This is a genomic window from Intrasporangium flavum (assembly GCF_001956915.1).
Taxonomy (GTDB): Bacteria; Actinomycetota; Actinomycetes; order Actinomycetales; family Dermatophilaceae; genus Monashia; species Monashia flava.
The window spans coordinates 67,263-79,950 of the sequence record NZ_MLJO01000002.1 but is presented as its reverse complement, the minus strand read 5'-3'; the positions used below and the strand labels follow the sequence as shown (position 1 = coordinate 79,950).

The 12,688-nt window shown below is 74.5% G+C and carries 16 protein-coding genes; 8 read left to right on the top strand and 8 right to left on the bottom strand.

Annotation, left to right across the window (positions count from 1 at the left end; translation table 11 throughout):
• Window positions 1-25: 25 nt before the first annotated feature.
• Both BIV28_RS01290 and BIV28_RS01285 read left to right on the top strand, forming a co-directional pair.
• Complete coding sequence (locus BIV28_RS01290; protein WP_076258624.1) at window positions 26-796, top strand: aquaporin; 771 nt, start codon at window positions 26-28, stop codon at window positions 794-796.
• A 38-nt stretch (window positions 797-834) separates the two neighbouring features.
• The gene (locus BIV28_RS01285; protein ID WP_076258623.1) at window positions 835-1,251 is read left to right on the top strand and encodes an arsenate reductase ArsC; all 417 of its coding nucleotides are present in this window, start codon (window positions 835-837) and stop codon (window positions 1,249-1,251) included.
• A 31-nt stretch (window positions 1,252-1,282) separates the two neighbouring features.
• Here the strand turns inward: BIV28_RS01285 and BIV28_RS01280 are convergent, their stop codons facing one another.
• The 4 genes from BIV28_RS01280 to BIV28_RS01265 are packed head-to-tail and all read right to left on the bottom strand — an operon-like array spanning window position 1,283 to window position 4,341.
• Window positions 1,283-2,206, bottom strand: a complete 924-nt coding sequence (locus tag BIV28_RS01280; protein WP_076258621.1) for a DMT family transporter — start codon at window positions 2,204-2,206, stop codon at window positions 1,283-1,285.
• 7 nt (window positions 2,207-2,213) lie between these two features.
• Window positions 2,214-2,741, bottom strand: a complete 528-nt coding sequence (locus BIV28_RS01275) for a DinB family protein (protein ID WP_207555696.1) — start codon at window positions 2,739-2,741, stop codon at window positions 2,214-2,216.
• Window positions 2,742-2,801: 60 nt separating this feature from the next.
• Entirely contained in the window at window positions 2,802-3,956 is a 1,155-nt protein-coding gene (locus BIV28_RS01270) for an ArsO family NAD(P)H-dependent flavin-containing monooxygenase (RefSeq protein ID WP_083706934.1), read from the bottom strand.
• A gap of 10 nt (window positions 3,957-3,966) precedes the next feature.
• Window positions 3,967-4,341 (bottom strand): ArsR/SmtB family transcription factor, encoded by a 375-nt coding sequence (locus BIV28_RS01265; protein WP_076258617.1) that lies wholly within the window; start codon window positions 4,339-4,341, stop codon window positions 3,967-3,969.
• 116 nt (window positions 4,342-4,457) lie between these two features.
• On the opposite strand from BIV28_RS01265, the gene BIV28_RS01260 reads away from it, so the two are divergent.
• From BIV28_RS01260 to BIV28_RS01250, 3 genes are all read left to right on the top strand, one after another.
• Window positions 4,458-5,951 carry an FAD-dependent oxidoreductase gene (locus tag BIV28_RS01260; protein WP_076258616.1) on the top strand — a complete coding sequence of 498 codons (1,494 nt, stop codon included), beginning with the start codon at window positions 4,458-4,460 and terminating at the stop codon, window positions 5,949-5,951.
• 143 nt (window positions 5,952-6,094) lie between these two features.
• The gene (locus BIV28_RS01255) at window positions 6,095-6,430 is read left to right on the top strand and encodes a DUF4760 domain-containing protein (protein ID WP_076258614.1); all 336 of its coding nucleotides are present in this window, start codon (window positions 6,095-6,097) and stop codon (window positions 6,428-6,430) included.
• A gap of 43 nt (window positions 6,431-6,473) precedes the next feature.
• Window positions 6,474-7,451: a glycoside hydrolase family protein gene (locus BIV28_RS01250; protein WP_076258612.1), complete on the top strand. Its 978-nt coding sequence runs from the start codon at window positions 6,474-6,476 to the stop codon at window positions 7,449-7,451.
• 33 nt (window positions 7,452-7,484) lie between these two features.
• Here the strand turns inward: BIV28_RS01250 and BIV28_RS01245 are convergent, their stop codons facing one another.
• Window positions 7,485-7,988 (bottom strand): hypothetical protein, encoded by a 504-nt coding sequence (locus tag BIV28_RS01245; RefSeq protein ID WP_076258610.1) that lies wholly within the window; start codon window positions 7,986-7,988, stop codon window positions 7,485-7,487.
• A 19-nt stretch (window positions 7,989-8,007) separates the two neighbouring features.
• Between BIV28_RS01245 and BIV28_RS01240 the strand changes: the two genes are divergently transcribed.
• Window positions 8,008-8,523, top strand: a complete 516-nt coding sequence (locus BIV28_RS01240; RefSeq protein WP_076258608.1) for a hypothetical protein — start codon at window positions 8,008-8,010, stop codon at window positions 8,521-8,523.
• A gap of 177 nt (window positions 8,524-8,700) precedes the next feature.
• On the opposite strand, the gene BIV28_RS01235 is transcribed toward BIV28_RS01240, so the two are convergent.
• Entirely contained in the window at window positions 8,701-8,964 is a 264-nt protein-coding gene (locus tag BIV28_RS01235) for a DUF1905 domain-containing protein (protein ID WP_076258606.1), read from the bottom strand.
• A gap of 93 nt (window positions 8,965-9,057) precedes the next feature.
• Here BIV28_RS01235 and BIV28_RS01230 point away from each other — a divergent pair, with 93 nt between their 5' ends.
• Window positions 9,058-10,584 (top strand): CYTH and CHAD domain-containing protein, encoded by a 1,527-nt coding sequence (locus BIV28_RS01230; protein WP_076258604.1) that lies wholly within the window; start codon window positions 9,058-9,060, stop codon window positions 10,582-10,584.
• A 193-nt stretch (window positions 10,585-10,777) separates the two neighbouring features.
• Here the strand turns inward: BIV28_RS01230 and BIV28_RS01225 are convergent, their stop codons facing one another.
• Complete coding sequence (locus tag BIV28_RS01225) at window positions 10,778-11,221, bottom strand: DUF1810 domain-containing protein (RefSeq protein ID WP_076258602.1); 444 nt, start codon at window positions 11,219-11,221, stop codon at window positions 10,778-10,780.
• Between the two features lie 61 nt (window positions 11,222-11,282).
• Here BIV28_RS01225 and BIV28_RS01220 point away from each other — a divergent pair, with 61 nt between their 5' ends.
• Window positions 11,283-11,621 (top strand): VOC family protein, encoded by a 339-nt coding sequence (locus BIV28_RS01220; RefSeq protein ID WP_076258600.1) that lies wholly within the window; start codon window positions 11,283-11,285, stop codon window positions 11,619-11,621.
• A gap of 65 nt (window positions 11,622-11,686) precedes the next feature.
• On the opposite strand, the gene BIV28_RS01215 is transcribed toward BIV28_RS01220, so the two are convergent.
• Window positions 11,687-12,685 carry an alpha/beta fold hydrolase gene (locus BIV28_RS01215; RefSeq protein ID WP_076258598.1) on the bottom strand — a complete coding sequence of 333 codons (999 nt, stop codon included), beginning with the start codon at window positions 12,683-12,685 and terminating at the stop codon, window positions 11,687-11,689.
• Window positions 12,686-12,688: the final 3 nt, after the last annotated feature.

Below are 12,688 nucleotides of genomic sequence, written 5' to 3'. Positions count from 1 at the left end.
GGTTCGGACGCGTCAACATCGTCGGGTGACGACCTCCACAGCTCTCCCCCGCCGACTCCTGGCCGAGTTCCTCGGCAGCGCAATGCTCGTCACGGTCGTCGTCGGCTCGGGGATCGCGGCGCAGAGCCTGTCGCCGCAGGACGTCGGCCTGCAGCTGCTGGAGAACAGCATCGCCACGGCGCTCGGCCTGGCCGTGCTGATCCTGCTGTTCGGACCGGTGTCCGGCGCGCACTTCAACCCGCTCGTCTCGGCCGCGGACTGGTTCCTCGGCCGCCGCAGCGGTCACGGGCTGCGCCCCGCCGAGCTCGGCGCCTACACGGTGACCCAGGTGCTCGGCGCCGTCTGCGGCGCGCTGCTCGCGAACGCGATGTTCGGCGTCGGCACGGCGATCTCGTCGACCGACCGCATGACTGTCGGGCACGGCATCGGCGAGGTCGTCGCGAGTGCCGGCCTCGTGGCGCTGGTGTTCGCGTTGGCCCGCACCGGGCGCGCCGCCCTCGCCGCGCCCGCGGTCGGGGCCTACATCGGTGCGGCGTACTGGTTCACCAGCTCCACGTCGTTCGCCAACCCGGCAGTCACGCTCGGCCGGGTCTTCACCGACACCTTCGCCGGCATCGCCCCGGGTTCGGTGCCCGGCTTCGTCGTCGCGCAGCTCCTCGGGCTCGCCGTCGGTGTCGGGGTGACGCTCGCCCTCTACCCCGACGCGGGCGATAGCGCCGACGACGTCGTGGTCCCCCACGGCCAGCACGCCGACCCGCGGACCGACCGGGCCGCCGCCCACGACCCGGGCCACTGAGCCACCTCCCACCCCATCGCACCCCAGGAGCCAGCGTCGTGACCGACAAGCCCTCCGTCCTCTTCGTCTGCATCCACAACGCCGGCCGCTCCCAGATGGCCGCCGCCTACCTGGCCCACCTGTCCGGTGGCGCCGTCGAGGTGAGGTCCGCCGGCTCCGCCCCGGCCGACCAGGTCAATCCCTCCGCCGTCGCGGCCATGGCCGAGGAGGGCATCGACATCACGGCCGAGACCCCCAAGGTCCTCACCACCGAGGCGGTCAAGGAGTCCGACGTCGTCATCACGATGGGCTGCGGCGACACCTGCCCGATCTTCCCCGGCAAGCGCTACGAGGACTGGGAGCTCGACGACCCGGCCGGCAAGGGCGTCGAGTCGGTGCGCCCCATCCGCGACGAGATCCGGCGCCGGGTCCTCGACCTGCTGGCCTCGCTCGACGTGACGCCCGCGGGGCACTGACGCGTCCGTCCCACGAGCGGCGCGGCGCGCCTCAGCAGCACTCGACCCGGGGTGCCATGGCGTCGCAACACTCGCGCGGTCCGAGCTCGGTGAGGGCCATGCCGGCGAGGACCAGGAGGCCCCCCGCCCAGCCGACCCGACCGAGGCCGGTCTCGCCCACGACGGCAGCGAGGCCGGCGGCGAACACGGGTTCCATGGTCATGACGACCGCTGCGGCCGTCGCCGTCAGCGCCGACTGCGCCCAGGCCTGGACGAGGAAGCCGACGCACGTGGCGAGGACGCCGAGGTAGAGCACCGACTGCCAGGCGGTGGCCGTGGCGGGGATCGTGACGCCCCGCCCGGTCGCGAGCGCGAAGGCGGCGCAGAGCAGCGCTGCGACGGTGACGCTGAGGGCGGTCAGGCCGAAGGCGTTCTCGCGCGTGGCCCACTGGCTCAGGCCGGTGATGTGCACGGCGAAGCAGGCGGCGCCTCCCAGGGTGAGCGCCGTGCCGAGCGAGGAGGGCACCGCGACGCCGCCGGCGAGGGCGATGATCCCGACGGTGGACAGGGCCACGGCCGCCCACCCGGCCCGACCGACCGGTTCGTGGAAGACGAGGGCGTCCACGACGGGCGTCAGGATGACGGCGGCACCGGTGAGGAAGCCCGACACCCCGGCCAGGGTGTGCTGCAGGCCGCTGGTCTGGAGGAGGAACCCGCCGGCCAGGGCCACCCCGAGCAGGGCGGAGCGCCGCAGCTCGGGCCGCGTCAGCCGGACGACGGTGGCCCCGCGGACGAGCAGGAGCGCGGCGGCGCCGATGCCGAAGCGCCAGGTCAGGAACGAGGCGGGGTCCAGCTCGTCGAGGGAGTCCTTGGTGACGATGAAGGTGGAGCCCCACACGGCCGTCGCCGCCAGCAGGGCCGCCGTTGCCGGGAGCGTCCTGCGCAGGGCGGCTCCGTCGGCTGGTGCGTGCCGCATCGCCGGCTCAGGGCGCTTGGGCGCCGGGCAGGGTGAGCTGCCGTCGGTGGTGCCGGTAGTGGACCGTCGCGTAGTGCAGGACGTCCTCCACGGTCATGACGTCGTGGAAGTAGGGGTCCCAGCCCAGGGGGAAGTGCATGCTGCGGCGAAGGGCCCGGTCATCGGCACGATCCAGGAGGTCGACCAGGCTGCCGGTGACGCGGTCCATGGCGCGTTCCATCCCGGACCTGCCCAGCAGGCGGGGACCGCCCAGGGACCCCAGGTAGTTGACGACGTGGAAGGGACGCGTCGCCGCATCGAGCGCCGCTGCGAAACCGCGCGACGCCGCGTCGGGCAGGTGGCTGAACCCGCGCACGAGCCACAGGAGGTTCCGCACGAGCAGGTAGCCGAAGAGCATGTGGAACAGCAGCTGCTCGTTCGTCCACCGGGTCCCGTTGCTGCGCCGGCGCAGCTCGGAACGGGGCGCGTGCTCGACCAGGTCGTGGAAGTCGTCGCGAGCAGCCCGCATCTCCTCTGCGATCGCGACGCGTGTCATGGACCCTCCAGGGTGCGCACCTTCCATGCTAGGTGGGCCGCGCGACCTGCCGGGGGTGAATCAGGACCGCCCCCGCCGGCGCCCGAGGATCGTCGCGACCGCGTCCCGAGCGGTGCGGCCGACGCCGATGAGGGTGGCGGACGCGGGCCCGGTCCAGTCGCCGTAGCCGACGAGGTGCAGCCTCGGCTCGGAGGTGGCCCGGGTCCCCGATGTGGCGGGATGGGTTCCGTCGCGCGTCAGGCGCAGCGGTGCCAGGTGGCGCAGGTCCGGGCGGAAGCCCGTGCACCACACGACGGCGTCCGCGGCCGCGGTGGTGCCGTCGGCCCACCGGACGCCGGTCGGGGTGAGGCGCTCGAACATCGGCTCGGCCACGAGGACCCCGCGGTCGCGGGCGGCCCGGACCGACGGGACCATGACGACGTCCCCGAGACCGGCCACTCCCCCGGGGTCGGCACGGCCGGCGTCGAGGGCCCTGCGGCGAGCGGTGGCCACGTCGAAGAGGACGCGCCCGTCGACGTCGTCGGGCAGGAACCGGGGCGGGCGCAGCGTGACCCACCTCGTGGCGGCGACCTGCGACAGCTCGGCGAGCAGCTGCGCGGCGGTGTTGCCGCCACCGACGACGACGACCCGCGCGCCCGCGAACGGCTCGGGACCGGCGTAGTGGGCGCTGTGCAGCTGCCGGCCGGCGAACGCGTCCTGCCCGGGGTAGTGCGGCAGGAACGGGCGCCCCCAGGTGCCGGTGGCGCTGACGACCGCGCGCGCCCGCCAGGCAGGTCCGCCGGCCGCGGCGACCTCGAGCCACCCAGCGGGGTCCTCGTCGACCCGGGACACCGCGCGGACCGCGACACCGTGGCGCACGTGCAGGCCGTAGCGCTGCTCGTACGCGGCCAGGTAGTCGACGACGTGCCGCGCGGGCGGGTAGGGCTCGCCCGACGGAGGCATGAGCCAGCCTGGCAGCGAGGAGAACTCGGCCGGGGAGAACAGGTGCAGGGACGGCCACAGGTGCTGCCAGGCCCCGCCCGGGTGCTCGCCGGCATCGAGGACGACGAAGTCGCTCCCGGGGACCAGCCCGGCCCGGCGCAGGTGGAACGCCGTGGCGAGCCCCGCCTGCCCACCTCCGATGACGACGACGTCGACCTCCCCGGAGTCCGACGGGGTGCCGGCAGGGGTCGCCCGCGCGTCGGGGACGGCGGCGGTCTCGGGCCTGGCTCCCATCCGGGGGCGGTCAGGCGTCGGCGGGCGCGAGCAGCTGCGCCATGGTCGCCAGCACCCCGGAAGCCACGCGGTAGTACACCCACGTGCCGCGACGCTCGGACTCCAGCAGCCCGGCCTCGCGCAGCTTGCGCAGGTGGTGCGAGACGGTCGGCTGGGACACCCCGACGTCCTGGATGTCGCAGACGCAGGCCTCGCCGCCCGCCGCGGAGGCGACGTTGGAGAAGAGCCGCAGCCGCACCGGGTCGCCGAGGGCCTTGAACATCGCCGCCACGTTCTCGGCGTCCGCCGCCTCGAGCGGGCCCCGGGCCAGCGGCGTGCAGCACACGCCGGTGCCGTCGGTCTCGCGCCGGGTGGTGACATCTCGGACCGCGAGCTGATTCGACATGCGTCTATCTTGACATCCATCGAAACAGCGGCGCAAGATGGCCGCGTCATCACATCGACGGATGTCGAATCACCGTGCTGCCGGACCACGCCCGGCACCGAACCGGAGGTTGACCCATGGCCCCCCTCGCCCCCACCGGGACGCCTGCCACCGAGGCGCCCACCGCCGTCATCGGCGCCGGCCCGATCGGGCTCGCCGCGGCCGCGCACCTGCTCGAGCGCGGCCTCGACCCGGTCGTCCTCGAGCGTGGCGACCACGCGGGCGCGGCCGTCAGCGAGTGGGGACACGTCCGGCTCTTCTCCCGCTGGTCCGAGCTCGTCGACCCAGCCGCACGGCGCCTCCTCGAGCCCACCGGGTGGGTCGCGCCCGAGCCCGACCGCTACCCCACCGGCGCCGAGTGGGTCCGCCTCTACCTGCAACCGCTGGCCGATGCCCTCGGCGACCGGGTCCGCTACGGCCACAGCGTGACCGGCGTCGCCCGGGCCGGCCGTGACCGCGTCGTCGACTCGGGTCGCGAGAGCCAGCCCTTCACGGTGCACGTCACCGACGGCGCGGGCCGCGCGTCGCGGCTCAGCGCCCGGGCCGTCGTCGACGCGTCGGGCACGTGGACGCGTCCGGGCCCCCTCGGAGCCGACGGCTACCCCGCCGACGGCGAGCACGACCCGGCAGTCGCCCCGCACGTCACGTACCGCGTCCCGGACACCGCCGACGCCGCGAGCGCCGACCCGACCGACGCCGGTCGCCACGGCGGGCGGCGCACCGCCGTCGTCGGCTCCGGCCACTCGGCGCTGACCGCCGTCGTGGCCCTGGCCGCCCTGGCCGAGCGCGTTCCCGGCACCGAGGTCGTCTGGGTGCTGCGCCGCGGTGCTGTGGGCAACGCCTACGGCGGGGGCGACGCCGACCAGCTCCCGGCCCGCGGGGCGCTCGGGCAGCGGGCCCGCGAGGCCGTCGTCGCCGGACGCGTCGAGGTGGTCACCGGCTTCCGGACCCGGGCCGTCGAGCGCACCGACGCCGACCACGGCGTCGGTGGCGGCGCCCTCACCTTCGTCGGCGAGGACGGCACCCGCATCGAGGGCCTCGACGAGGTCGTCGGCCTGACCGGCTTCCGGCCCGACCTCTCGATCCTGTCCGAGGTGCGCCTGCGGCTCGACAGCCGCCTCGAGGCACCGGCCGCGCTGGCCCCGCTCATCGACCCCAACGTCCACTCGTGCGGGACCGTCTACCCGCACGGCGCCCACGAGCTGGCCCACGACGAGTCGGACCTCTACGTCGTCGGCATGAAGAGCTACGGCCGGGCCCCGACGTTCCTCGCCCTCACCGGCTACGAGCAGGTGCGTTCCGTGGCGGCCGCCCTGGCCGGCGACGACGCGGCTGCCTCCCGCGTCGAGCTCACCCTCCCCGAAACCGGCGTCTGCGGTGGCGCCGGGCTGTTCGACGATGCCGACGCCACCACGGCCGACGCCGGGAGCGGCGGCTGCTGCGGGCCGGCCTCGGCACCGTCCGGGCGCGCCGGCCTTCCCATGGCCGCGACGCTGCGGGCGGCGCCACAGCTGGTCCAGATCGGCGCGCCACCCTCCGACGCGGGGGCGTGCGGCCCGTCGGGATGCTGACGGGCACAGCCGGCGCATCCCGACCCCGCAAGCCCCGGACCACCGCCGAAAGACCCTCCGGGGCCGGCGCCCGCGAGTAGCGTCGATGCCGTCAGCATCGAGGACCGAGGGGCGGGGACCGAGGCCGGACAGGAGAAGGTCACGTGGCCAACCGTGAGGACGCCGCCCTGCTCGTGCAGCTCGCACAGTGGGGCTCGGCGATGGGCATCGAGGAAGCGCAGCACGCCGTGTGGGCCGACACGTTCGACCCCGAGACGGCGTCGGTCGACGACGTCCTCGTGTCGCGGATCCTGAACTGGGGCGAGACGATCGGGACGCTCACGAAGAACGGGCTGCTCGACACCGACCTCGTGCTGGACTGGCTCTGGGTGTCGGGGCTCTGGGCCCGCGTCGGTCCCGCGGCGACGAAGCTGCGCGACAAGCTCGGCGTCCCCGAGCTGTACGAGAACTTCGAGGCGCTGGCGGCCCGACAGAACTGATCCGGCGCTCCCGCTCGGGGCCGGCCGGTGTCAGACTCGGCCCATGCTGCGCCTCGAGGACCACTGGGTCTGGGACGCCTGGACCGTCACCGACGGCGACCGGGTCCACCTGTTCTACCTGCACGCCCCGACCTCGCTCGGCGACCCGGGTCTGCGCCACGTCAACGCGACCGTCGGGCACGCCGTGTCGACGGACTGCGTCGAGTGGGAGGTCCTCGGCGAGACCTTCGTGCCCGCCGAGGCGGGCTTCGACGACCTTGCGATCTGGACGGGCTCGACGATCCGGGAGGGCGACCGCTGGCGGATGTTCTACACCGCCATCTCCACGGCGGGGCACCACGTCTACGACCAACGGATCGGCTCGGCCGTCTCCGACGACCTGCACCACTGGACGCGCACGTCCTCCGAGCCGGCGCTGCGGATCGACCCCCGGCACTACAAGACGCTCTCCTCGCACCCCGTCCCCACCGAGGGCCCCGACCTCGAGGGCAGCAGCGAGACGTGGCGCGACCCCCTCGTGCTGCCGGACCCCGACGGCGACGGCTGGCACCTGCTGGTGACCGCCCGCGCCCGCGACGCCGATCGCAACGACGACGGCGTCATCGCCCATGCGTGGAGCCCCGACCTCGAGACGTGGGAGGTGCGCCCGCCGCTCTGCGCCCCCGGCGCCGGGTTCGGCCAGCTCGAGGTGCTGCGCAGCCAGGTCGTCGACGGCCGGCCGGTGCTCGTCTTCACCTGCCACCCCGACGAGATGACCCCCGAACGCCGGCGCGACGCGGCCGGCTGCTGCACGTGGTCGGTGCCCTCCCCCGGCCTGCTCGGGCCGTGGGACCTGACGCTGGCACGGCCGTTCCGGGCCGACCCGACCCTGTTCGCGGCACCGGTGGTCACCCGCGCCGACGGCAGCACCGTGATCTTCGGGTTCCACCACGACGGCGCGGACGGCTCGCTGTGGATCGGCGACCCGGTGCGCGTGACGGTCGACGCCGAGGGCTACCTCGTCCCGGCCGACGCCCCCTGACGGGACCCTCCGACGCGTCCCGGCCGACGCGTCCTAGCCCGGAGGAGGCGGTGGCGGGCCGGCGGGGCCGAGGGTGCCGCGCAGGTCGCGCCGTGCGGCGTCGATCGCGGCCCGCCGCGTCCGGAAGCCGTCGGCGTCCGTACCCGGCCCCGCGGCCACGTCGGCTCCGACGGCCGCGACGAGGCGGCCCAGCTGCTCGCGAAGGCCCGTCGCGGTCGCGGCGCGCTGCTCGTCCGGGGCGTCGGTCACGAGGGCGTGGAGGTCCTCGTCGATCGCCAGCAGCCGGGGCTGGGCCGCGGACCAGACGCTCGAGGCCTCCTCGGGGGTCGCCGTCGAGAGCACCTGCGTGGTCAGGGCGTCCTCGACCCACGACGCCTCCTGCCGGGCGGCGTCGAGCCGGGCGTCCCACGCGGCGAGCACCTCGCTCGTCCGGCGGCGGCGCACGAGGAGCCCGACGAGGGTTCCGAGCACGACGAGGGCGAAGAGCAGCCACGGCCACCAGACCGTCCCCTGGTCGGCGACGGGGGCCGATGCCACCGGGGCGGCTTGGGTCGACGTGCTCTCCGCCGCGCTGGGCGTCGGCGTCGCGCTCCGCGTCGTGGGTGACGCGGTCACGGTCGCCGTCTCCGTCCGGGTCACGGTCGCGCTGGCCGTCTGCGTCACGGTCGCGGTGCTCGTCTGCGTCACGGTGGTCGTCCGGGTGGCGTCCGGTCGGGTGGCCGTCGGCCGCTCCGACGCCGTGCCGCTCGTCGGGCTCGGCGACACCGCCGAGGTCTCGGTCGGGGTCGCGCTCGGAGTCGCGCTCGGGGTCTCGCTCGGGGCCTCGCTCGGGGTCTGGCCCGTGCGCGTGAGGGTGGGCAGCGTCAGGGCGGGTCCGGTCACGCTCGTCGTGGCGGTCCGCGACACCGACGTCGGCAGCGTCACCGAGCCACCGCCGCTGCAGCCGGCGGCCACGGCGCCGACGGCGAGCGCGGCGACGACCGTTGCGACGGCGCGCCGGCTGCGGACGTGTCCTCCCATGAGCGATTGTGCCGTCCGACGACCACGCGAGCGCGTCACCCTCCCGGTGTGACGTCGTCGCTCAGGGCAGCCCGCCCGCCCTCCGGAGGCGGTTTCGGCCTTCGTCGTGCATCCGGGTCGGCGGGACCGGTACGACGTGCTGAGACGGTCCAGGAGGACGCTTGGGAGCACCGGGTGGCCACGGCCGTGACGGCTGCGGCCCTGACGGCGTCCCCGCAGGCGGGACGCGTCAGCGGTCGGGGTCGGCGACCAGCTCGACCTCGACCTCGTCGCCGGCACCGCGGCCGGTCTGCTTGCGGGTCTCCGCGTTGAACGACACGAGGTAGCGACCGCCCATGACGCCGATCGTCGTCTTGTACGTGTAGCCGCCGTCGATCGTGACGATGACGGGCACCCGCGTGCCGCGGTCGAAGGCGAGCACCGTCGCCTCTGGCACGACGATGCCGACGTTGTTGCCGCCGGTCGCCTCGAGCACGGTGCGGAAGGTCGCCATACGGGCACCCTAGCCGCGGCGGCCGGTCCGCGAGCCGGTACGTGTGAGCCCGGGGGTCTTTGCCAGCGCGGCCCGGCGGACCAAGATCGGAGCATGGCCGCTTCCGAGGTGAACGAGACCGAGCGCAAGTTCGACGTGGGGGCGGAGACCGTCTTCCCCAACCTCACTGCGGCCGAGGGCGTCGTCTCGGTCGAACAGCCCGACGACCACGATCTCGAGGCCGTGTACTACGACACGCCCGACCACGACCTCGCGCGGCACGGGATGACGCTGCGGAGGCGCTCCGGGGGCACCGACGACGGGTGGACCCTCAAGCTGCCCGCCGGGCCGGACACCCGCACGGAGGTGCGCGTGCCGCTCGGGAGCGCGGACGACGGGCTTCCCGAGGAGCTGCGCGCCCGCGCCCGCGGCATCACCCGGAACCGGCCGCTCGCCCCCGTCGTGACCCTGAGCACGGCCCGGCGCGAGTACGCCGTGCGCGATGCCGACGGCAGCGTCCTGGCCCGGGTCACCGACGACTCGGTGCGCGCCCGCCTGCTCGAGACCGACAGCCCGGAGCAGACGTGGCGTGAGTGGGAGGTCGAGCTCGACCGGGGCCCGGCCTCGGTGCTCGATGCCCTCGCCGACGTCCTTCTCGAGGCCGGCGCAGCACCTGCGGCGTCAGCCTCGAAACTCGCTCGCGCACTGGGCGACCCGCTCACCCGGACCCCCGCCGGGCCCCTGCGCGCCGAGCTGCCTGAAGGGTCGGTCGGCGAGCTGCTGTCGACGCACCTCGCAGCGCAGGTGGCGCGGCTGAACGAGCAGGATGCGCGCCTCCGCGCAGGGCTGCCCGAGTCGGTCCACCGCCTCCGCATCGCCGCCCGGACGTTGCGCTCCGCCCTCACGACTTTCCGGCCCGTGCTCGACCGTGCAGCCACCGACCCTGTCCGGGAGGAGCTGCGCTGGATCGGGCAGGAGCTCGCGCCGGCACGCGATGCCCAGGTGCTGCGCGAGCACCTGGTCGAGGTCGTCTCGGCCGAGCCCCCGGAGCTGGTCATGGGGCCCGTCGCGAACCGCATCGACGACGAGCTGGGCGCGGACCACGCGTCCGGGCTCGCCAAGGTCGGCGAGGCGATCGACAGCGAGCGGTACCTGCGACTGCTCGACACCCTCGACGCGCTCCTGGCCGACCCGCCGCTGGAGTCCGCTGCCGCGAACCCGGCACGCAAGATGGCGCGTCGGCTGCTGGCCCGCGACCTCGAGCGGCTCCGCCGTGCCGTGGGGGACATCGCAGACGCCTCCGGCCAGGCCGAGCGCGACGCGGCCTTCCACGAGGCCCGCAAGAAGGCCAAGCGCCTGCGCTACGCGGCCGAGTCCGCGGAGCGCGCGTCGGGCAAGCGAGCTCGTTCGCTGGCCAAGGACGCCAAGCGGGTGCAGAAGATCCTCGGGACCCACCAGGACGCGGTGACGGCGCGCGTGCGGCTGCGCGAGCTGGGCGTGCAGGCCCACCTCGCGGGCGAGAACGGCTTCACCTACGGTCGCCTCCACGCCCTCGAGCAGGCGCGCGCCGAACGAGCCGAAGCTGAGTTCGAGTCTGCCTGGAAGGCGTTCTGCCGCAAGCAGGTTCGACGTTGGGCCTGATCGCGTGTCGGACGTCATGAGCACCAACTCGGCCATCACGGCGTCCGGCACGACCGCACCTGCGGTCACTGCGGCCTGCACGTAGGACGCTATCCGGCCACGATCCCGATCGGCATCCACGGTCACCGACCGATGGCCGAACAGTCCGTGAACACAGGGCGATCGGCCGTCGGCGGGATCGGCGCCGGGCGGCTCAGGTGAGCAGGGTGGTGGTCCTGGGGTCCTCCTGGCCGGCGAAGTACCGGTCCAGGACGCCCCGGAAGAGGCGCGCGTCGTCCTCGTCCCGCGCCGCCACGGCGAAGAGCGTCATGGACGAGCGCAGCTTCATCGCGTCGATGCTCGAGCCCATGACGGCGGCCGGGTCCCGGGCGCCCAGGTCGGTGACGGCGAGCGCGGCCTCGCGGAGCCGGGCCCCGAGCACCGGGTGGGCCAGGTAGGCGCGGGCCTCGTCGACCCCGCTGATCGCGTAGGTGCGAGCCGCCGGACTCGATCCGAGCCCCGCCACCTGCGGGAAGACGAACCACATCCAGTGCGACCGCTTCCGCCCGGCATGCAGCTCGGCGAGCGCCCGATCGTAGGTGCCGCCGTCGTCCTGGGCCGCCACGAAGCGGGCGAGGTCGAAGGTGTCGTCAGCCATGCCTCGATCGTCCCTCACGTCGTGGGTGCCGCGCGGTGCACGACGCCCTAGATTCCTCAACATGGTGTCTCACGTGAAGTCCGTGACGTTCGACTGCGCCGACGCCCTCGCGCTCGCGACCTTCTGGGCCGCCGCGCTGGGCTCGAACGTCGACGAGGACAGCACCACCGACCGCGCGTGGGTCGAGCCGGCCGGGTGGGGCGGGCCCAACCTGTGGTTCCGACGCGTGCCGGAGCCGAAGACCGCCAAGAACCGCCAGCACTTCGACCTCAGGGCGATGGGGCCGGTCGGCGCCGAGGTGGAGCGGCTCGTCGCGCTCGGCGGCAGCATCATCGGTGCCGACGGCGAGCTCGTCGTCATGGCAGATCCCGAGGGCAACGAGTTCTGCGTGGAGCCCTGAGGCCGCGTGCGGAGCCGGCCCGGCGACCCGGCCGTGCCCGCAAGCGCGGGGCGCCACGGGCCGACCTACGGTGCCGGCGGTTCGGACCGGTGTTGGCGTCGCACCCGGGCGACGAGGGCGGCGTTGGCGGCGTACCAGCGGGCCGTCATCGAGGTGCCGCCGTGCCCGTCGCCCTCGTCGACGAGCAGCTCGGATCCGGGCCACGACCGGTGCAGGCGCCACGCCGTCGTCACCGGGCTCGAGATGTCGCGCCGTCCGTGGACGAGGGTCGCCGGGATGCTCCGCAGCCGGTTCATCCGCTCGAGGATCGGCGGGTCGCAGAAGCCGTCGTGGGACCAGTAGTGGGTCGTCAGCCGTGCGAAGGCGTGCCTGAACCGGTCGTCGTCCCAGCGGGGATGCCGGTGGAAGCCGCCGGCGCCGATGCTGACGTGGGTGTCCTCCCAGAGGGCCCACTCGCGCGAGGCGGCGTCGCGCACCTGCGGGTCCGGCGACTCCAGCAGCCTTGCGTAGGCCTCGACCAGGCGCGCCTCACCGCGGCGGTAGCCGATGCCGGCCCGCTCGGCGTGACCGGCGAACCGGTCCCAGGCCTCGGGGAAGATCGCGCCCATGCCCTCGGTGATCCAGTCCACCTCGGACCGGCTCGTCGTCGTCACCGCGTAGAGGACGACCCCGAGGACGCGCGCCGCATGCTCCTGCGCGTAGGCCAGCGCGAGCGTCGAGCCCCAGGAGACGCCGTTGATCACCCACGCGTCGATGCCGAGGTGGACGCGCAACGCCTCCATGTCGGCGACGAGGTGCGGGGTGTCGTTGGTCGCGAGCGACGCCTTGGCGTCTCCGGCGTGCGGTGTCGAGCGACCGCACCCGCGCTGCTCGAAGCCCACCACCCGCGTCGCGCCCAGGTCGAACCGCTCACGGTAGGCACTCGCACCGAGAGCCCCTCCGGGGCCACCGTGGACGTAGAGCGCCGGCACACCGTCCGCGGCTCCCCATTCCTCCCAATACACGTCATTGCCGTCGCCGACGTCGAGCAGCCCGCTCCGGCGGGGGCGGTCGTCACTGTCCACGCG

Coding starts and splice junctions, on each gene's coding strand:
- BIV28_RS01280 (WP_076258621.1), bottom strand. CDS start 2,206: ATGCGGCACGCACCAGCCGACGGAGCCGCCCTGCGCAGGACGCTCCCG.
- BIV28_RS01275 (WP_207555696.1), bottom strand. CDS start 2,741: ATGACACGCGTCGCGATCGCAGAGGAGATGCGGGCTGCTCGCGACGAC.
- BIV28_RS01270 (WP_083706934.1), bottom strand. CDS start 3,956: ATGGGAGCCAGGCCCGAGACCGCCGCCGTCCCCGACGCGCGGGCGACC.
- BIV28_RS01265 (WP_076258617.1), bottom strand. CDS start 4,341: ATGTCGAATCAGCTCGCGGTCCGAGATGTCACCACCCGGCGCGAGACC.
- BIV28_RS01260 (WP_076258616.1), top strand. CDS start 4,458: ATGGCCCCCCTCGCCCCCACCGGGACGCCTGCCACCGAGGCGCCCACC.
- BIV28_RS01250 (WP_076258612.1), top strand. CDS start 6,474: ATGCTGCGCCTCGAGGACCACTGGGTCTGGGACGCCTGGACCGTCACC.
- BIV28_RS01235 (WP_076258606.1), bottom strand. CDS start 8,964: ATGGCGACCTTCCGCACCGTGCTCGAGGCGACCGGCGGCAACAACGTC.
- BIV28_RS01230 (WP_076258604.1), top strand. CDS start 9,058: ATGGCCGCTTCCGAGGTGAACGAGACCGAGCGCAAGTTCGACGTGGGG.
- BIV28_RS01225 (WP_076258602.1), bottom strand. CDS start 11,221: ATGGCTGACGACACCTTCGACCTCGCCCGCTTCGTGGCGGCCCAGGAC.
- BIV28_RS01220 (WP_076258600.1), top strand. CDS start 11,283: ATGGTGTCTCACGTGAAGTCCGTGACGTTCGACTGCGCCGACGCCCTC.